The organism is Microcystis aeruginosa LEGE 91341, from assembly GCF_015206885.1.
Taxonomy (GTDB): Bacteria; Cyanobacteriota; Cyanobacteriia; order Cyanobacteriales; family Microcystaceae; genus Microcystis; species Microcystis aeruginosa_H.
On the sequence record NZ_JADEXY010000091.1, the window covers coordinates 1 to 18,178 of the forward strand.

Consider the following 18,178-nt stretch of genomic DNA (forward strand, 5'->3'; position numbering starts at 1 on the left):
CTCCCCCATTCCCCCATTCCCCCATTTCTCTAGACAAAAGAGGAACCAGCGGCCGCATCGAGTAACCAATATAATTCCCCGGCCGGGGGGTGGATGAGACGAGAAGGATAGGAGAAAGGGTCGCCATAAGCAGAGAAAATCTCATGTAGAGCGGGGCGTTTACTTTCGCCGGCAGCGATAAAGATCACACAACGGGCCTGATTGATCAGGGGAACGGTAAAAGTTAAGCGGGGATTGCCGTCTTTCTCGCCGACGGTGATACAGCGATCGCTCACCTTTAAAGCTGTCGTGTGGGGAAAGAGGGAGGCAGTGTGACCATCATCGCCCATTCCTAATAAAATCAGGTCAAAAACGGGAAAATCGGGAGAATTGACCCCAAACCATTGGCGGAGATGATCATCGTATTTTTGGGCGGCCAGGTGGGGATCGGGGTCATCCGTGGGCATAGGATGAATATTAGCGGCCGGGATCGGTATGCGATCGAGCCATGCTAACCGGGCCATGCGTTGATTACTGTCGGGATGATCGGGACTAACGTAGCGCTCATCTCCCCAGAAAACGTGAATTTTTGACCAGTCGAGGGGTTGAGAGGCTAAAGCTTCGTAGAGAGGTTTCGGGGTACTACCGCCAGAAAGAGCGATGGTAAAATAGTCCTGTTGGTCGAGGCTGGTTGTGATTTTTTCCAGAACCAGCGCCAGAGATTTTGCGATCAGAGCTTGTTTATCAGCTAAAACTTCCACCAATTTCTGCATGGGTTTTGTTATCAACTTAGGGGGGCTGTCTTTACTATAGGCTAACCATTGAGGACTCATCTGAGAGCTTGGGAAAATTTTATTCTTTGACAGTCTCTGTCTTAGGTAAGAGATACAGGGGGAAACCTTGTCTGAGAGCTTGGGAAAATTTTATTCTTTGACAGGGATAGGTTTACCGATACCATATTGAGGTAATATTTCTAGAGTCGATTCTCGAAGGGGGTTGACAAGCAGAACGATTTAGCGGGAGGTTGAGCGAGAGTTAATTAGAAATTGCCGTTTGTCAGATTGCCTCTGTCGGCAAAATCCTTCTGGGAATACCCAGCGAGAACTTTTAAACAGACTAATGAATCTATTCATTGACATACCATTACAGAAACAGCGATGAACAGCTTTACTTCTTTGTCCCTGAAATTAACGGGATTGGTTTTCATTTTTTCCTTCCTTTTGGATGGGTTTATCCTGCCGCTGCCCTATCAATTCAGTCAGTCCCAATGGCAGGTAGGGTTAGTCACCACCTTTGTTGATCGAGGAATTGTTCCTCTCCTCGGTATCGTTCTCGTTTTAATCGCTTACTGGATTGACGCTAACAATAGAGATGTCATTCCTAGGAAATCACGCTTTGAATTGCGTTGGCCGATCTTTATTCTTTCCACACTGTTAGGCTTAGTTTTTCTGTTGATGATTCCTGTTCATATCAACAATATCAACCAGATTAAAAACAACGCTTTGACTCAAATTGAACAGGGTGTTGACCAGGGGGAGGGACAAATTCAAGCTTTCTTAGCCCAGGTAAATACTCTGTCGCAAAATCCCCAACTATTAGACCAGCAGATCTCTCAGAGAACTCAAGTGATTGAAACTGGTCGTTTCCAAGGACAACCGATCAACACGGAACAGTTACAAACCCTTCGTCAACAAAGAGAGCAATTAACTAATTTACGCGATTTATCCAAAAGCCCGAAGGAATTTAAACAGAAATTAGATGAGATCAAAAATCAGCTACAAACTCAGCTGCAAGAGCGGCGAAAACAGGCAGAAAGCCAAGCCAACTTGGAGGCTTTGAAACAGTGGTTAAGAATTGGTATTCAAAGTATGTTGCTATCGATTTGCTACAGTTTGATCGGTTGGTTAGGCATTCGAGAACTAAGTAGTATGAAAAAACGCACCGCCTAAGTAGGGGATTTATCTTAAATGATGAAGTGTGAAGTTTTCGTTTTCGGGAGCCAAAATTCAGGACTCAGCAGACGAGCGCAGACAACAGCATACTTCATCCTTAGGATTAAAGCTGTAACTACTTAGATATTCAGTGACCAAGAGCATCATTTGCTGATGCTCTTTTATTTTGGCTCTTCTCGACTTTGTGTGATAATTTTTGCTTATGGAATCGTGAAATGCTTATCGGGTAACACTTTTAGGACTATTTTGTCGAAGAAACTATCAGTATGGACCTCGTTTCCACACAAAAACCAAAAGAGCCTTATTTTTTATTAAACCTCTTGCATAATTAATTTTTGCTGGTTCAAAAGCGTCCTAATAATACTAAATCCTGTTTAAAAGCTATAGGAGAGCGGGAAGTTTTCTCAGTGAACAGTAAGCTGACTGCTGACTCCTAACCCCACCAACAAACTTTTTGCCGCAAACCCTAATTAGAGATTTTTCAGTACAAAGGCTCTAAAATGGCCAGTGCCAGTTATTGACCCGAAGACTTGTTTTTTCAGTCTTGTGGCTTTATCATAGGTACTGTGTGGTGTGTGTGATGTGAAGGAGTAAGATGACTGCTAATAGCCAACTTATCTCCGTCAAGGCTCTACAAGCTTTGATGAAACGAGGGTTCAAACCTTCGGTCTCTGGTAGACGGCATCAAAAATCTTGGTTAATAGCTTTAGACGGCGATACCTCAAAACGATTATTCGATATCGTTTTCTCCCTATCGGTTCTAATTTTCTTTTCGCCGCTTTATTTAATCTTAGCCTTATTGATCGCGATTAGTTCCCCCGGTCCGGTCTTCTATATGCAGAAGCGCGTCGGTCAAAACTTCCAGCATTTCAACTGTATCAAGTTCCGTACTATGGTAATGGACGCGGATAAGGTATTAGAGAGACTAATGGAAGACTCTCCCCAACTGCGGGCGGAATTCGAGGATAATTTCAAGCTCAAGGACGATCCCCGCATAACTTGGATTGGCAAGTTTCTCCGCTTAACCAGTTTGGACGAGTTTCCCCAATTCTGGAACGTCCTGCGAGGAGATATGAGCGTCGTCGGTCCGCGGCCTTTAGTTCCCGAAGAATTGCAGAAATATGGCAATCGCATCGACAAGGTCTTAACTATTCGCCCCGGTTTAACTGGTTTATGGCAAGTTTCTGGACGTAATGACATCCCCTATCCCATGCGGGTGCAGATGGATGTGTATTACGTTAATTCGCGTAACTGGTTAACCGATATCTGGGTAATCTTCAGAACTATCGGTGTTGTGGTTTTTCCCAAAAATAACGGTGCTTACTAAAGCGGTGAATAGTAGTTCAAGATTACTGGCTACTGTTCCAATGTAATTAATCGCTAGACTGGAGGAGAGAAAGGCAGAACTTGCTTTTTTCTCCTCTTTTTTTGAGAAGAAATATTATGATAGTAATACTAAATCCGTTGAGTATAGGCTACTTATAAGGACAGGCAAAAGGCAATAGGCAAAAGGCAAAAGGGGTAATAGATAATCAGTTTTTAATAACCAGATTTAGTATAATTAGGGCTTGGTAGATAATGGTAGAACCCTTTTAAAATAAGACTTTTGACCTTTTAAAATCCCATGTTCATGCTGCGAAAATAGGATTGAGACCTTCAAAAACCTTACATTATCCTTTTTGTAGTACATAGCTTGGTACAAAAAACAAGGGCAACAAAGCCCGAAACGACCGGCTACTGACGACCGGCTACTGACTCCTACCCCCAGGAAAAACTTTTTCAGCAAACCCTACTTAGCTGTTATCTTAAGGGTGAGGTACGAAGTCTCTGATTTTAGGAAACACTGGAGCTAGAGATGATGCTAAATCCCGTCGTTTCGTCTTTACCACAATTTGGGCATTTTGTCAAAAAAATTTTGACTTTGCAACAAAACTACACAAAAATTAGATCAACGTTGTTAGGGAAAAAGGGGATAATTGGCGAAAGTGTTTGGTTTAGCTAAAAGGGAAAGTCTAGATTTAGCAATGGTTTCAAGGCAAGCTAGACCTTTAAAAGTCCAAAAAAGACCATAAAAACCCACCATAGCATAATGTAAAATTGTACCAGAATCGCTGGAAGTATTGCTATCTCGTAAATAAATAGAAATTATTCTCAATAAATTCTTGAGTAAAAATAAATATTACCAATTGTAAATTTAAATATTTTTAAGTATTGAAGGTATTTGCATATAAAATACTTATCATTTTGCCCCGATTGCCTCTAACTTTCCCCCCCCACAACAATCACCGGGTAATATAGAAAATTTCTCACTCTTTCTCCTAGAGATGAAGTACAGACTAATCCTTACTCATCAAGTATTTTAGCAACAATAACTAACCGTATCTATAGCAAAGAGCGGGGTGGTTAGGACAATCAATCGCTGAAACCCTTGACCGATAAGAGTTTGAAAATTGAAAGCGTCCTAACTAACTCGTTCTATGCCATATCTGAGAAAGGCTGTAACTGCCATAACCTCCCTTATATTATAAAAATAGCCAAGTTCTTAATTGTCGGTCTTACCGAGAATATCGTCCTATGAGGGGAGAATTATTAGTAGCCTGGGCAGCACAACAAAAATCCTTCGATAGCAATTCTGCTGTGAACAGCCAAACGGTGGGAGACATTCCTGAACTGGTTCTTATCTTGATCCTGCTGCTACTGATTGCCACTGCTGTGGCTCTAGTAACCCAGCGATTACGCATTTCCTATGTGGCAGGTTTAGTCTTAGCAGGATTACCAATTACCGATCTGTTATCTCGTCGTATTGGCTTAGATCCGTTTTTAGTGCTTAACCTTTTTCTGCCGATTCTGATTTTTGAAGCGGCGATTAATACCGATATCAGCCGTCTTCGCAGCACCTTTAAACCGATCGCACTGCTGGCAGGACCCGGCTCGGTTTTTTCTGCGGCGATTATTGCGGTTTTGGTAAAATTTGGCTTGGGGCTAGATTGGATTCCCGCCTTACTGGTGGGAGTGATTCTAGCAAATACCGATACTGTCTCGATCATTGCTGTCTTTAAAGAAATTCGGGTTCCCTCTAGGCTCTTGACTATTGTGGAAGGGGAAACACTATTTAATGATACAGCCGCACTCGTCACCTTTAATTTGCTCTTGGTGATTTACGCCACCGGAACCATCAGCACCACACAAGTCATCGAGGAAGTGTTGATCGTTGCTTTGGGTGGGGGATTAGTGGGTGCTGTCCTGGGCTATCTGTGTCTTCCCATCTATGTGCGCTTACGGGATCCGCTTAGTAGCCTGCTGCTTACGGTTGCGCTTGCCTTGGGAGCTTTTCAACTCGGGCAGTTTTTGGGTGTATCGGGAGCGGTAGCGGTAGTTATTGCCGGACTTGTCTTTGGTAACTTGGGGCTGCCTCGCAGCGCCTCTGCATCCGATCGCATTACCCTGATCAGTTTTTGGGAATATGCCGGTTTTATCGTCAATACCTTTATTTTTCTGCTCATTGGCATTGAAATCAACCCCTTGACCCTATGGCAAACCTTGCCATCGATTGTGCTGGTCATTTTGGCTTATCAATTGGGACGTATTCTGTCAGTGTATTCCTTACTATGGGTACTTCGCTGGATCGATCGACCGATACCCTTGCGCTGGCAACATATTCTGATTTTGGGCAACATCAAGGGTTCACTCTCCATGGCCCTAGCGGTTGCCATTCCTTTGGCTCTAACAGGGAGGGAATTGATCATCGAGCTAGTCTTTGGCTCTGTGTTATTTTCTCTGGTTATCCAAGGATTAGCCTTACCCTGGTTAATTAAAAAGCTGGATATTAGTCAGGTTTCGGCAGTAACACGGGATATTGGACAGTTACAGCTGCAGTTGATCGCGTCAAAAGCGGCACAGGATGAGTTAGCCAATTTACTGAAATCGGGCGTTTTACCGAAAGCAGTGTACGAAGAACTGTGGGCATCTTATCAGGCAAAAGTGGCGGTATCGGAACGGCGGCTGCGGGATGCTTATAATCAGTCTCGATCGGGCCAAATGGAGCCTAACAACAGTCAGTTAGATGCCATTCGACGACGATTGTTCCTCGCCGAGAAGGCAGCCCTGGGGGATGCACTTCGCAAACGCATTGTACCGGAAGACTTGGTACAATCCTACGTTAAAGGTTTGGATGAGAAACTTCTATCGTTGGACGATGATTAGTTTGAATGCCGAGGTAATCGATCATAGGTTTGACGAATTCCGGACGAGTAACCACCAGAATAGTTGAGTCTGCTTCTAGGACGGTATTGCCGTTGGGAATCTCTAAACTGGCAGAAGGGTGACACTGATAGCCAATAATCAGCGAACCGGTCGGAAAGTTGGCATCTTGAGCAATTTGGGCAACGGTACGCCCAGCTACATAACAATCCTTGGGGACGGGCAGCTTTAGCACCTCCACTTGTCCCTGTTCAAAGTGCATCATCGATTCTACTTCGGGGTATTCGATCGCATTGGCCATGGTGACAACGGCTAAATCAATCGTGCTGATGATGTGACTAGCTCTAGCAAGACGATAGGCCTCGAGAAATTCGCGATCGCACATTCTCACCACAATATGGGAAATGCCATAACTTCTAGACAAGGTGACTAGGGCTAGATTCATCGCATCGTCTCTCAATGCGGCAACAACCGCGTTAGCTTGTCGAATCCCCGCCTCTAACAGGACTTTCGTGCTGACAGCACTCCCCTCAAAGGCCATAACGCCGATTTTTTCCCGGGCAAACCGACAAGCTAAAGGGTCCACATCAACGATGGCGACGGTGTGTCCCAAGTCTAAAAGTTGTTGGGCTAAACCTAGCCCCACCATTCCCGCCCCACCAATTAAAACGTACATAGCGGCTCTTTACTTAACAAAATACTGCCCAATTAAGTGGTTTCAATTTAATTATAATCAGCTACTTACCCAAAAAATCTCCACAGACAACATCAAATAAATTTATTTTTATCAATTCAAATACAAAAAAAAACAACTCTCTTGATTCTCAATCGATCAATATTTCGGGAAATAGTCAGGTATTTATCCTCCAATCGGATAATTCTCACAACTTGCTCAGGATTTGGCGAGTTATAGGAGTTGGTTTCGCTCTAGGACGCGTTATGTTTACAAAATCTCGATCTCGCGCTCGATTACGGTGATAATTTGTAAAATATTTCTAGATTCGCCAGGTTGAACGTTTAACTCATCTCCTACATGGACATGATCGGGAAAATTCGGTAAATCGGGAAAATGTTCCACGTTATCCCAGCGTTTTCTTAACTTCTGTTTGCTTGCGTCCATCCATTGATAGCGATAGCTTATTGTAACGATGCGTCGATTGATCGAGGTAAAAGCCTCCGCAATTTCTAAAAAATCTCCGTTCGTTAAAAGGACTCTCGCTCGGAAATAGCCTCGATCGAATAAAATTCTTTCATCGACAATCGTGAAAGAGTTGACGATCAAACTCTCGGATAATTTCCGTTTAACTAGGGGAATATAATCGGCTATCTCCATCTAATTTGATCGTAAACTTATCTCTTTTCTGGCTGCCAATAGCATTTCATAATAAACATTCCACTCGAAATAATCGATAGCATCCCCTAGCTCACCAGAACGAAATCGAGGATAGAATTCTTCCGAACTCATGCGATATTGATTTTCGTATTGCTTGATACGGTTTTCTAAATCCAAAATTTGAGCGTTAATCTGCAAATTTTCCCGTTGTTCGCTCTCAATTTTTCGATTCAGTAACTCTCTTTCTTCCTCGGAAAGAGAAAGAATAATTCGCGCGAGAGAATCAATCAGTTGGGTATTCATTGTCGTTAAAATCCGAGATAGGATTATTTCCCCTGAGAACTGTAGCAGATTCGATCAAGAACCGCTGCCATGACTGCTAGGAAATAATGGATGGATGAGGCTGCACCTATCCACCCTAGATATCTAAATCTGCGGGGCTAAATTTCTTGTGAATCTGAGGAAAACCTAACTGTTTAATCACTTGATGTTTGCGTTCTTCCTCAAGGGATGACAACTGATTATAATTAACCCAGTGAATACAGTTAACCGGACAAGTCTCGATCGCTTCTTGAATAATTTCTTCTTCGTCACCGTCCTGATTATAGACGCGAGAGCGACCGTATTCACCTTCAATAAAAAAGGTATTGGGGGCAACGTGGGCGCAGTGTTTACAACCAATACAAGTGACCTCATCGACGTAAACCGCTTTCTGGCGCAGTAAACCGCCTAATTCCGGTTCAAAACCAGTGCGATCGGGGGAATCTCTTAGGAATCCCCCTAACTCTGGTTCAAAACCAGAGCGTTCGGGAGAAAAATCAGCCATTAGGCACTCCAACGTTGTACCACTAGACGAATGGAACCATCAGTATTTTTTTCCTGTGCTGCCACCTGAAAACCCTGTTTAGCAGTTTCTGCCAGAATGGTGTGGTAGGCATAACCTTGATTTACTTTTCTTAAAAATCCTTCTACGGTTAGGGGTTGTTGCCAGTATTGTAAATCGGCAACTAACTCGTACTCGTTACCATTCCAGCGAAAACCGATATCGTAATTGTTATCCTGCTCGATTACCACCTCTGCGCTTAAAGTTTGACCTTGATAACCTTTGACGGGGTGGGAACCCTCTTTCCATTCCATCCCCATATCGCTGAGGGCGGCTTTTAGGTAGGATAGATCGCGGATTTTGGTTTTGATATTGCTAAAGTGTGACATGGCTTTTCAGTGGCTTAAATAAAGGGATTGGGAAAAATGAAAAATTACCAGTCGCTAAAAGTGGCTGCGTTGCTGACTTTCTCTGACTGGCTGACGGTTTGATGGTAATAATCCGAGGTTTTCTCTTGAGACATCAGCTGCCCGAGTTGTGCCTCGATCGCCGCCGTCACCTCTTGACAAGATGAACCGACTATGCCTGTCACCTTTTCCATGACGCGACCATCGGGATAGATGATAAACTCTAGGCTTTCCATGCTCATAGCTCTTCTCGGCGTGATCTGGGGTTTGCAAAGCTCCCTATCGTTTTAATTTACGATAGTTTGCTAATCGTAGCAATCTGGTTAAAATTTTAGCAAAACTTTATATTATCTGAGCCAACCACTTTCATTTTTTGTAAGTTTCGCGTAACTTTTCTTCATCGTCAAGGGCGAACCTGTCCCCAGGAGTCAGTAGTCAGGAGTCAGTAGTCAGGAGGCCGTTTTTGGAGCGGGGCATAAATCCCCGTTACAAAAACTTTTCGCCTTAAGGCGAGGTTTTAGACCCGATTTTTTCGATAATTTAACAAAACTACACAAAAAAGACGACCTGAAGCGATAAATTGAAAATAAAGGAGATGCAACGGCGAACCACGACCGCCGAGATCATAGAATTTTGTCTATAGGAATCAAAACAAGTATGAATAAACAAATAGCCAGCGATCGCATTCGGATCGGTGTTTTAGGTTTTGGTGGTTTGGGACAGGCTGCCGCTAGAATTCTCGCCCCCAAACAGGAAATGCTTTGGACTGCCGCCGCCGATAAAGCCGGTTTTGCCTACCACAAAGACGGTCTAGATGTCAATACCTGTAACAAAATTTATCATGACCGGGGTTCGATCGGTTATCTGGAAAATTACGGCAGTCTCAGCGAGAACAGTATCGAGGAATTAATCAAAACTGCCGATTTAGAAGGCTATTTTCTCGCCTTACCGAATTTACCTAACAATTTCATGGCCGATATCGCTAAAACTTTCATTCGCTTAGGTTGGCGTGGGGTTTTAGTCGATGCTCTCAAACGTACCAGCGCCATGGCACAAATCTTAGCACTACAAGCAGACCTAGAAGCCGCCGGCATCACCTACATGACCGGCTGCGGTGCTACCCCCGGACTGTTAACTGCGGCTGCTGCCCTAGCTGCCCAGAGTTATGCGGAGATTCATAGCGTTAAAATTACCTTTGGCGTGGGAATTGCCAACTGGGAGGCTTATCGTGCCACTATTCGCGAAGATATCGCCCATTTACCCGGTTACAACCCAGAAACGGCCCACCAGATGAGTGACGCAGAAGTGGAAATGCTGTTAAATAAAACCAATGGCATTCTTAGCCTCGAAAATATGGAACACGCAGACGATATTATGCTGGAATTGGCTGGAATTTGTGGACGAGATCGCGTTTCCGTCGGGGGTGTGGTGGATACGCGCAACCCGAAAAAGCCTTTAAGTACCAATGTTAAAGTCACGGGGCGGACTTTTGAAGGCAAAATTTCCACCCATACCTTCACTTTAGGTGATGAAACCAGTATGGCGGCTAATGTCTGCGGGCCGGCTTTCGGTTATCTGAAAGCGGGGGTTTCCCTGCATCGTCGCGGTATCTACGGATTATGGACAGCAGCGGAGATTATGCCGCAATTTGTGCGCTAGGGGTTTCTCTGGCGTAAAATAGCTAAAACTTTCGGGAAAATAGCGGGTAAGGGAGCGATCGCTTCTAGGCTCTCTCCCGTGACCGGATGTATTAAGATTAAACGATAGGCGTGGAGTAATTGCCCGGGTAGATTAATCCCGATGGAACGACCGGAACTATAGAGGGGATCCCCAAGAATCGGATGACCGATATGGCTGCTATGAACGCGAATTTGATGAGTTCTGCCAGTTTCTAGGCGAAATTCCATTAAGGTGTAGTTGCCTAGTCTTTCCTTGATTTGCCAGTGAGTGACGGCATTTCTACCGCCTTTTTCCACGGCAATAATAGCCATCTTTTGGCGATCGCTACGGTGACGACCGATGGGCAGATCAATTGTACCTGTTTCGCTTTTGGGGACACCGTGGACAAGGGCCATGTATTCCCGGCGGGCAGTTTTGGTTTTTAATTGTGCCTGTAGGTGTTGATGGGCCTGGTCGGTTTTGGCAATAACGATCGCGCCCGTGGTATCCTTATCTAAGCGGTGAACTATGCCGGGCCGTTGAATTCCACCAATTCCAGCTAAATTCGGGCAGTGATGTAGTAAAGCGTTGACCAAGGTTCCCGATTCGTGGCCGGGGGCCGGATGAACCACTAAATCAGCCGGTTTATTGATAATAATCAGATATTCGTCTTCGTAAAGAATATCAAGATCGATCGCCTCGGCGGTTAATTGCAGGGGTTGACTGTCGGGAATGGTAATCTTTACGCGATCGCCTTGACCAACTTTCGTATTTTTATTGGTGCAAATTTGACCATTTAACTGTATATATCCCTGTTCTATCAGTTTTTGCAGCCTCGATCTTGATAAATCGGGCAATTGTGACCCCATCCAAGCATCTAAACGTTCTTTTTTTCCCGCAACTTCTAAGTTTAATTGGTTCATCGGTTTTTAGTGATCAGGGTGTGGGGTTTAGGGGAAGTGGGGAAGTGGGGTGTAGGGTGTGGGAATTATGAATTATGAATTATGAATTAGGGGGAAGGGAGAGAGGAGAATAAATAAAAATAATCTCCTGATTACTGATTACTGTCAGGTTCTACCCAAGTAAAGAATATCGGCATTGTTATTATCTTCGGTTTCGAGGACGATCTCAAATTCTTTTACAACGGAATCAAGTAGGGGATTAACGGTGGGATTTAACAGAGAGGTTAGAGATAGCGAGAATTTTTGCTAATTTTGAGCGAGTTTTTTGGATTTCTCCCTCTAACAATCCCGTGATCGTTTTGCCAGTCTTCACTAAAAGAAAAGCTTGGTCACTGCAAGGGGTTAAGATCAGATGACCCTGGGGACTGCGAATAGCAATTTGTTCCACATCAGACCAGCTTAATTCCTCCTTTGTGTTATTGACAAGATAGATCATTGTTCCTGCTAAGATTAAGGCACTATTCTGTGGCATACCGATGGAATCAGTCAAAGCTTGACCCTGGGGAGAAACAAGCATGATTCCCTCAATAGCGATCGGTTTTTCGGCTAATTCTTCCAGAATTTTAGCAATTTCTGCCTGGTAATTTGGTTCTCTAGGGAAGGTATTTTGAGAGTCATCATAGTTATTATCAGTGGGATGTGGTCGTTCTGTGGTTTCTTCCAAAGAGATAAACCATTGCAGTGGTTTTTCTTCCCGCAGTTGTCGGTGGCTAAACAGACGAATATCTTTAGAAAGTTTAATTCCTAATTGAAAGGCATTTGCCTGATAATTGTCAGCTAAAATTACGGGATCAAGGGAGATTTTAGCCTCATCTCTGGAAATACGTTTTAAGGGACCTGCCTCTAGACAGGCAAGGATTTTAACCAGTTTTTTCGAGTCGAGTAGTTCCTGTAAATAATAACAATGAAAGTAGGGGATGTCCCCGGAACCAAATTCATCCTCACCATCGTTAATTAACCAACCAAAGAGGGTGTTATAGGAGTCAATTTGATAGATATAGACTCCTTTAAAGTTCCTGTGTGGAGGATTATAGGTGTCCCATAACTGAGAGACTATATGTTGATAAAAAACCTGTTGAATCCCTAGGGGGACATTTGCACTAGCGATATATTTAAATCCCAGTTGTGAGAAACTGCTATAAATCAGTTGTTCAACGATCCAAGACATGATCTGTAAAGTTAATTACTCCAGCGTGCTTTTGTGAATGATTTTAACACAATTGTATCTTTTTTCCAGTTTTTATCTTGGTGGACTTCACCGGGGAATTGTCGCTGTAAACTAAAACCAAAGTTACTTATTTTTAAAGTGGCGAGGGTATATCGACCTATTTTAGCAACATAATTGGGAATTTTTAAATATCCTCTTCGCTTTCTTATTCTTGAGAACTCAAGACAATATTAGCCCAATTTCCCGAAGTTGCTTGATTTTTGAAAGTTCGATAAGATGCTGTTAAGAAAACTGTACTGAGAACTGTATAAATTTTGTTTTCTTTGCTAAATTTTTTTTGTTATTTGTCATTTTTTACCCATCTAAATTGAATGATAGCAAAAAACTTTTGCCGCGACCATTGTTAAAGCAAACACAGACAAGAAAAGTTGACTTGGGATTAGTTAATTTACTTAGCTCAACAATTCCATTCTGCACTTTTGTAGTTATGCTGTCTGGAAGGATAGTTAAGAAAGCTTATTAGTTATCTAATTAACATCATTACATTTGTTTTGTTTGATCAGATCATTCCAGTTAAGCAATTCTTCATAAAAAGTCACTATTCTAACAATAGTTGAACTTGCCCACAAAAGCCACGCTAAACCCGTAGAGATTTCCTCGCTCTAGTTCCCAGCGATATCATCCATAAAATAATAAATATCCCATCAAGCCCCATGATCAATAATCGATATAACTTGTTTAACACAAACAATGATTTTTGTCAATTTAATTTCCCGATTCCCAGATAAAAACTATCGCCATTCTCCCAAAAATAGAGAGACGTTGATTGCAACAACGTCTCTAGATCGGAAATTAATCAATCAGAGTAAACCGAGGGGTTTTAAACAACCGAATTATTGACCACTTTAGTCAACAAAAAAACCATTTAAAACTCCTGAAATGATCGAAACCACGATCGAACCGAATAAAGCGGCAAAAAATGATTTTACCTCAAAACCACTGATAAAATAGGAGGCTAAAGAAAAGGAAATGGCATTGACCACAAAAATAAATAACCCTAGGGTTAAAATAGTTAAAGGCAGGGTAAAAAGAATCAACAGGGGTCTAATAATAGCATTAATTAAACCCAAAGCGACAGCAGCTATCAAAGCCACGGTAAAATTTTTAATTTCTATACCGGGTACTATTTGCGCTGTAATCAATAAAGAGACGGCGGTAATCAACCAACGGAGGAAAAAAGATAACATAAGCCCATCCATCTAAGATAGTTCATCCTCATCTATTTTAATCGCCATCGCCCCTTAAAGAGACGGAAGTTTTCAGGAGATGACAACGAAAACTGAGAGTGACTGCTGCTTCTGCTCGAAAACCGGAGCGGGAACATAGTATAGGTTACACTGGTGATAAACAGGAGGATTCGCTCGGACTATCACTCCCAGAAAAGAGGCAGCACTAAAGATGATATCTAGAAAAAATTTTAGCCAAAGCCAGCAAGTACCAATCGGTAAAACGAGAATTATTCAGGGAGCAACTGGCACTTTAATGCTAGTGAGTCTGCTTTCTCTCCTCTTAGCGCCACCTAGTTTAGCATCTCCTGAGCCACCTAATTCGGTTATCGCCGCTACCCGTCAAGATTTGAGTCGGAAAACCAAGATATCCGTTAATCGCTTGCAAATTCAAGCAGCACAACCACAAACCTGGCCCGATGGTTGTTTAGGATTAGCTAAACCGGGAGAATTCTGTACTCAAGCACTGGTGCAAGGATGGCGAATTATTCTGACTGATAACCAAAAAACTTGGGTTTATCGCACCGATAGCAGCGGCGCCAATCTCCGCTTAGAAAAGTGAATTTCTTTTGATATTTTCTGGCTGCTTTTTCGGCATCCCCAAGGCAGTGTTTTCGTGATTTGATTATCATCCTCCCAGGGTTGGGTGATGAAAATCGGCTGAGAATGGCTCTATGGTTTGTTTCAAGAACCTAGTCGTCTCTGGCAACGCTATTTAATTAATAATCCCAGTTTTTTGCTTCTTTTTGCCCCATAACCCCTGAGAGGCTGGGAAAAGTAAACAGTAATTCGGTCATCAGCCCTCAACTATCGTTAAGATGGGTAGGAGAAGGTAAAGTTTTATATGTCCCCTTCAACTGCGTTTAGGAGTTCCTGCTAAAGATGACACAAGCTACTCAGATTCAAGGAAAAGGAATTTTACTCAGTGAGGCTGCCCTCAAACACCTTACCATGCTCAAAGAGCAACAGGGCAAGGATTTATGTCTGCGCGTGGGTGTGCGTCAGGGTGGTTGTTCGGGAATGTCCTATATGATGGATTTTGAGCATCCTAGCAATATTGGCCCCCAAGATGAGGTTTTCGATTACGATGGCTTCAAAATTGTCTCTGATAAAAAAAGTCTGCTCTATCTCTACGGTCTCATGTTAGATTACAGCAACGCGATGATCGGCGGCGGTTTCCAATTCACTAATCCCAACGCCAGTCAAACCTGCGGTTGTGGTAAGTCTTTCGGCGTTTAATTATTTCTCCGGGGTGATACCTTTCACCCCCGCCTCCCAGAGGCGATTTTTTTTTGGACAAAACTCTTGACAAAATCGGAGACTTGACCTACACTTTTTATATGATGGGAATCCCTGCCTGCTTGCGAACCCTTCATTTTTAGGCTAGATACCCTCAATGTTAGGATAATTGCCCATGTCAGGACAAGCAAGCAATAAACCGCTTTTTTCTCAACACTATCTTGAGCATCGGCTGCCAGATTCTCCGGAATGGCAAGAGGATGTATCAGTAGCATTTGGCCGATTAGAGAGTCTTTGTCAACAAAAAAAGACGATTTTGCCGACTCTTAACGACTAGACTGTTAGGATGTTTTTATCAAGAAGAAGCTTATAGTAATACTCTATTGTATGTAGTAAAGTTGAAAGATAGTGTTAATTATAACTTGAAATCACTATTGGCTATTTTAAATAGTAAATTAACGGGATTTGTTTTTAGAAAAAAGTTGGCAATTCACGAAGAAGATACATTTCCTCAAATTTTATTAGATGATTTTGCCTCAATACCCATCCGAAAAATATCTTTTAGCACCAATAGCGATCGCCGTCAACATTGTTTAGAGAAACTTATCAAAAGTTATCAAGAAAAGCAAGAAATATTAAAGGAAATCGAGGAACATATTAGGAGAGAGGAAACCGATATAGTCCATGATATTCTGGCCTACTTAGCAGAACAGATGATCGAGATCAATCGGGAAAAACAAAAAGAAATCAAAAGCTTTTTAAGATATTTAGAGAGAATAATCGGCAGTGCGATCGATAATTTAGCCAACAAATCAAAAATCCAAAACTATCTCGGTGACTACCAAAAAAGCGAACCTCATCTTAGCTTGGATCAACTGTGGGAGATACTGAAAAAGAACAAAAAGAAAATTAGCGTTAACTTGTTAGATCGTCAAATACAGGAAACCCTAGAAAAAGAATATCAAACCAGTCTAGATAAACTTTTACCCCTAAAACAACAATTAAGCACCACCGATGAATTAATCGATCTAATTGTTTATAAACTCTATGGATTAAGCGAGGAAGAAATTAAAATTATTGAAGGGAGAGAGTAAAAAAAAGAATCAGCTGCCTGCGTATTTGGCTCTCTTGGATTTGGTGGGTAAAATGTATTCATAAGATACATTCTTCCTAGCGAGGGGGTGGAACGAACCACAAAGACACAAAGGACACAAAGATCGATCGCTTCTATGGTAAGTTAAACTGATCACACAGAACCTAGAAGAGCCCGTATTTAAATTACTTGTTGAGATACAGATACCCGTTGAGGCGGTATAACCGTTAAATTTACGGCCAATCCTGACTGGTATCGCAGAGGAAATGGTCGGCCATGATGTCCTCGAAGGTGAAAGGACAGTGAGAGGGAAAAGTCCGTATCGGTAAATCCGTGTCCCGCAAAGCCAAATCGACTCCGGCCTCGAAAGCATCGGATAAAGCCGTCGGTATCTGGGATTTTAAACTAGGATTACCCTCTAGATGCCGTCTGATACCTCGTCTCTGTTCTCTAATCGTCAAAAACCAGCTACGAGAACGTTTATCTGGCTGATATTCCCATTTGAGAAGATGTCCTACCAAAACGGTTAGACGGCTCACCAGTTCTCGATATTCTTGTTTACCCAAGGAAATGATTTCCTCCCGTAAGTTTTGCCAGTCCAGAGCTTCTACCTGTCGGTTGGCTATAACTTTCGCTTGTAGTTCTGTCCACCCATAGAAGTCGGATTCATACAGGGAATTGGCTCGATCTTTCATATTGGAACTTTACCTAAAATGTCAGCTGGAAGGAACCCTAGAGATGACAGGTTCCGCCAGTATAGAACAACGAAGCACGATCAAAACGACAGCAGTTTGGCGATATTTGAATAGGCGTACTGACTCCGCACCGGATAGTGAACACCTACCGTAGCCGTGATGTTGACGTTGGACTGACGCTCGAATACCATCACGATGTCGGAGCCGCCAAAGAGGAAAGTCGAGATCATCTCGCCCTTCGACACCGTTTTTCCCACCACCTCCCGGCGCACCTTCTCATTGATCAGTGCCACCTGCTCATCATAAGATCGCCCTTTTTTTTCCTGTTGGGTAAGACGGATAAGTTCCTGCGTCCCTGGTTTGACGAACACAACGGACGATACTTGTGCCATTCCAATGGGCAGTACGGCGATCTTGCCGATAGCGGTTTCCAGGACAAAAAGCCCACGGCACTGCACAAACTGATAGTCTGTGGCATCCTGTGCATCCAGATAACGGTGCGGCATGGCCACGTGGGCCAAGGATGAGTTTTCATCGGCACGTCCCTTAGCATCGAGTAGGTCAAGTTGGACATCCAGGTAAACCTGTCCCGGGATAAATTTAGCCTCAATTATCCTGCCCGCTGCCGGGGCGTGCTGCCGGTGATAGTCGAAGACATCGAGAAAGCTGTGGACGAGAATGCCGCCCTCGAAATCGTGGGCATACTCGGAACCCTTTAACAGTTCTGGGATAGGCCATTCGACGTGCTTGACCACGATTGAGGACTCTGCGGGCATCGGCTCGCCCGCCGGAGTGGTGATAGTCCATTGGCCGACGAAAGTGGACTCGGCTGGGAAGACGATAATCCGAGGATCGTCTGGCTGGGCGACTGGGCGCTGTCGATCGATATCCTTGAAAGTTCTGGAAAACCACTCGTTGAATGTCTTGTAGTTCTCGATCCCGTTTTCGCCCCCATTGTAGTCCTGGTAGCTATATTCCGGCCCGAACTTATAGGTTACGAGATACTTGGCCGATTCGGGTGTGTCGAGAAATTCGCCCGATTCGACCGCAAATTCTCGAAGCCAGAGGGATAGCGGTGTGAGAGCCTCGCCGGTAAAGGGAGCGATGGGGCTTTGCAGGGAGACGAGTTCGGGCTGGTTGAAGTAGTAATAGAACTGCGTCAGGTGCAGATAATCTGTGCGTTCGTGGTAAATGTCGCCCTGCCATTCCCAGACCCGCAACCCGGGGATCCACGTTACCAGGGCATCGATGTAATAGACCTCCTGCAAAAGTCTTATTCAGCTACTTGATGATAGCCTAAAGCAAGTTCATAGTTGTAAATGCCAGCGATTAAATTAAATCTCAGACCAAAACGCCGTCTCCGATTCCTATATCTTGATGAT

Annotated in this window: 20 protein-coding genes and 2 pseudogenes; 8 read left to right on the forward strand and 14 right to left on the reverse strand. The window is 43.4% G+C overall.

From position 1 onward, the window contains the following. Positions 1-29: 29 nt before the first annotated feature. Positions 30-752 carry a 6-phosphogluconolactonase gene (pgl, locus tag IQ234_RS14100; protein ID WP_193957557.1) on the reverse strand — a complete coding sequence of 241 codons (723 nt, stop codon included), beginning with the start codon at positions 750-752 and terminating at the stop codon, positions 30-32. Between the two features lie 384 nt (positions 753-1,136). Between pgl and IQ234_RS14105 the strand changes: the two genes are divergently transcribed. Continuing rightward, a complete protein-coding gene (locus IQ234_RS14105; protein WP_110577784.1) occupies positions 1,137-1,928 on the forward strand; it encodes an HpsJ family protein in 792 nt (263 codons plus the stop codon). A gap of 598 nt (positions 1,929-2,526) precedes the next feature. After that, on the forward strand, positions 2,527-3,258 hold the full coding sequence (locus tag IQ234_RS14110) for a sugar transferase (RefSeq protein ID WP_002752714.1): 732 nt from the start codon (positions 2,527-2,529) through the stop codon (positions 3,256-3,258). A 630-nt stretch (positions 3,259-3,888) separates the two neighbouring features. Here the strand turns inward: IQ234_RS14110 and IQ234_RS14115 are convergent. After that, the gene (locus IQ234_RS14115) at positions 3,889-4,086 is read right to left on the reverse strand and encodes a hypothetical protein (protein WP_193957558.1); all 198 of its coding nucleotides are present in this window, start codon (positions 4,084-4,086) and stop codon (positions 3,889-3,891) included. Positions 4,087-4,505: 419 nt separating this feature from the next. Here IQ234_RS14115 and IQ234_RS14120 point away from each other — a divergent pair, with 419 nt between their 5' ends. After that, a complete protein-coding gene (locus IQ234_RS14120) occupies positions 4,506-6,134 on the forward strand; it encodes a cation:proton antiporter (protein ID WP_193957559.1) in 1,629 nt (542 codons plus the stop codon). On the opposite strand, the gene IQ234_RS14125 is transcribed toward IQ234_RS14120, so the two are convergent. From IQ234_RS14125 to IQ234_RS14150, 6 genes are all read right to left on the reverse strand, one after another. Next, positions 6,091-6,807 carry a potassium channel family protein gene (locus tag IQ234_RS14125; protein WP_193957560.1) on the reverse strand — a complete coding sequence of 239 codons (717 nt, stop codon included), beginning with the start codon at positions 6,805-6,807 and terminating at the stop codon, positions 6,091-6,093. The genes IQ234_RS14120 and IQ234_RS14125 overlap by 44 nt on opposite strands. A 267-nt stretch (positions 6,808-7,074) precedes the next feature. Continuing rightward, on the reverse strand, positions 7,075-7,464 hold the full coding sequence (locus IQ234_RS14130) for a toxin-antitoxin system TumE family protein (protein ID WP_193957561.1): 390 nt from the start codon (positions 7,462-7,464) through the stop codon (positions 7,075-7,077). Continuing rightward, complete coding sequence (locus IQ234_RS14135) at positions 7,465-7,767, reverse strand: hypothetical protein (RefSeq protein ID WP_193957562.1); 303 nt, start codon at positions 7,765-7,767, stop codon at positions 7,465-7,467. Positions 7,768-7,882: 115 nt separating this feature from the next. Further along, positions 7,883-8,290: a ferredoxin gene (locus IQ234_RS14140; protein WP_002747586.1), complete on the reverse strand. Its 408-nt coding sequence runs from the start codon at positions 8,288-8,290 to the stop codon at positions 7,883-7,885. After that, positions 8,290-8,676 carry a DUF1257 domain-containing protein gene (locus tag IQ234_RS14145; protein WP_002731926.1) on the reverse strand — a complete coding sequence of 129 codons (387 nt, stop codon included), beginning with the start codon at positions 8,674-8,676 and terminating at the stop codon, positions 8,290-8,292. Before IQ234_RS14145 ends, IQ234_RS14140 begins: the two co-directional genes overlap by 1 nt. Positions 8,677-8,720: 44 nt before the next feature. After that, on the reverse strand, positions 8,721-8,936 hold the full coding sequence (locus IQ234_RS14150; RefSeq protein ID WP_002752708.1) for a DUF2997 domain-containing protein: 216 nt from the start codon (positions 8,934-8,936) through the stop codon (positions 8,721-8,723). Positions 8,937-9,351: 415 nt separating this feature from the next. Here IQ234_RS14150 and bioU point away from each other — a divergent pair, with 415 nt between their 5' ends. Continuing rightward, the gene (gene bioU / locus IQ234_RS14155; RefSeq protein ID WP_193957563.1) at positions 9,352-10,353 is read left to right on the forward strand and encodes a (S)-8-amino-7-oxononanoate synthase BioU; all 1,002 of its coding nucleotides are present in this window, start codon (positions 9,352-9,354) and stop codon (positions 10,351-10,353) included. On the opposite strand, the gene IQ234_RS14160 is transcribed toward bioU, so the two are convergent. The 3 genes from IQ234_RS14160 to IQ234_RS14170 all read right to left on the reverse strand — a co-directional run bounded on the left by IQ234_RS14160 (position 10,350) and on the right by IQ234_RS14170 (position 13,730). After that, positions 10,350-11,276, reverse strand: a complete 927-nt coding sequence (locus IQ234_RS14160; protein ID WP_193957564.1) for an RluA family pseudouridine synthase — start codon at positions 11,274-11,276, stop codon at positions 10,350-10,352. The genes bioU and IQ234_RS14160 overlap by 4 nt on opposite strands. Before the next feature lie 238 nt (positions 11,277-11,514). Beyond that, complete coding sequence (locus IQ234_RS14165; protein WP_228008538.1) at positions 11,515-12,483, reverse strand: roadblock/LC7 domain-containing protein; 969 nt, start codon at positions 12,481-12,483, stop codon at positions 11,515-11,517. 905 nt (positions 12,484-13,388) lie between these two features. Continuing rightward, positions 13,389-13,730 (reverse strand): phage holin family protein, encoded by a 342-nt coding sequence (locus IQ234_RS14170; RefSeq protein ID WP_104396944.1) that lies wholly within the window; start codon positions 13,728-13,730, stop codon positions 13,389-13,391. Positions 13,731-13,941: 211 nt separating this feature from the next. Between IQ234_RS14170 and IQ234_RS14175 the strand changes: the two genes are divergently transcribed. The 4 genes and pseudogenes from IQ234_RS14175 to IQ234_RS14190 all read left to right on the forward strand — a co-directional run. Continuing rightward, the gene (locus tag IQ234_RS14175) at positions 13,942-14,331 is read left to right on the forward strand and encodes a hypothetical protein (protein WP_193957565.1); all 390 of its coding nucleotides are present in this window, start codon (positions 13,942-13,944) and stop codon (positions 14,329-14,331) included. A gap of 320 nt (positions 14,332-14,651) precedes the next feature. Then, the gene (locus tag IQ234_RS14180) at positions 14,652-15,008 is read left to right on the forward strand and encodes an iron-sulfur cluster assembly accessory protein (RefSeq protein WP_002747572.1); all 357 of its coding nucleotides are present in this window, start codon (positions 14,652-14,654) and stop codon (positions 15,006-15,008) included. Positions 15,009-15,183: 175 nt separating this feature from the next. Continuing rightward, positions 15,184-15,345, forward strand: a complete 162-nt coding sequence (locus tag IQ234_RS14185; protein WP_193957566.1) for a hypothetical protein — start codon at positions 15,184-15,186, stop codon at positions 15,343-15,345. After that, positions 15,341-16,102, forward strand: a pseudogene (locus IQ234_RS14190) (TaqI-like C-terminal specificity domain-containing protein); the annotation flags it as partial. The gene IQ234_RS14185 and the pseudogene IQ234_RS14190, both read left to right, overlap by 5 nt. Positions 16,103-16,334: 232 nt before the next feature. Here IQ234_RS14190 and IQ234_RS14195 read toward each other — a convergent pair. The 3 genes and pseudogenes from IQ234_RS14195 to IQ234_RS14205 form a co-directional block, all read right to left on the reverse strand. Beyond that, positions 16,335-16,796, reverse strand: coding sequence for a DUF29 domain-containing protein (locus tag IQ234_RS14195; RefSeq protein ID WP_193957567.1), 462 nt, complete (start codon positions 16,794-16,796; stop codon positions 16,335-16,337). A gap of 80 nt (positions 16,797-16,876) precedes the next feature. Next, positions 16,877-18,064: a phosphatidylserine decarboxylase gene (locus IQ234_RS14200; RefSeq protein WP_228008539.1), complete on the reverse strand. Its 1,188-nt coding sequence runs from the start codon at positions 18,062-18,064 to the stop codon at positions 16,877-16,879. Between the two features lie 5 nt (positions 18,065-18,069). Further along, positions 18,070-18,178 (reverse strand): annotated as a pseudogene (locus IQ234_RS14205) (IS5/IS1182 family transposase); the annotation flags it as partial.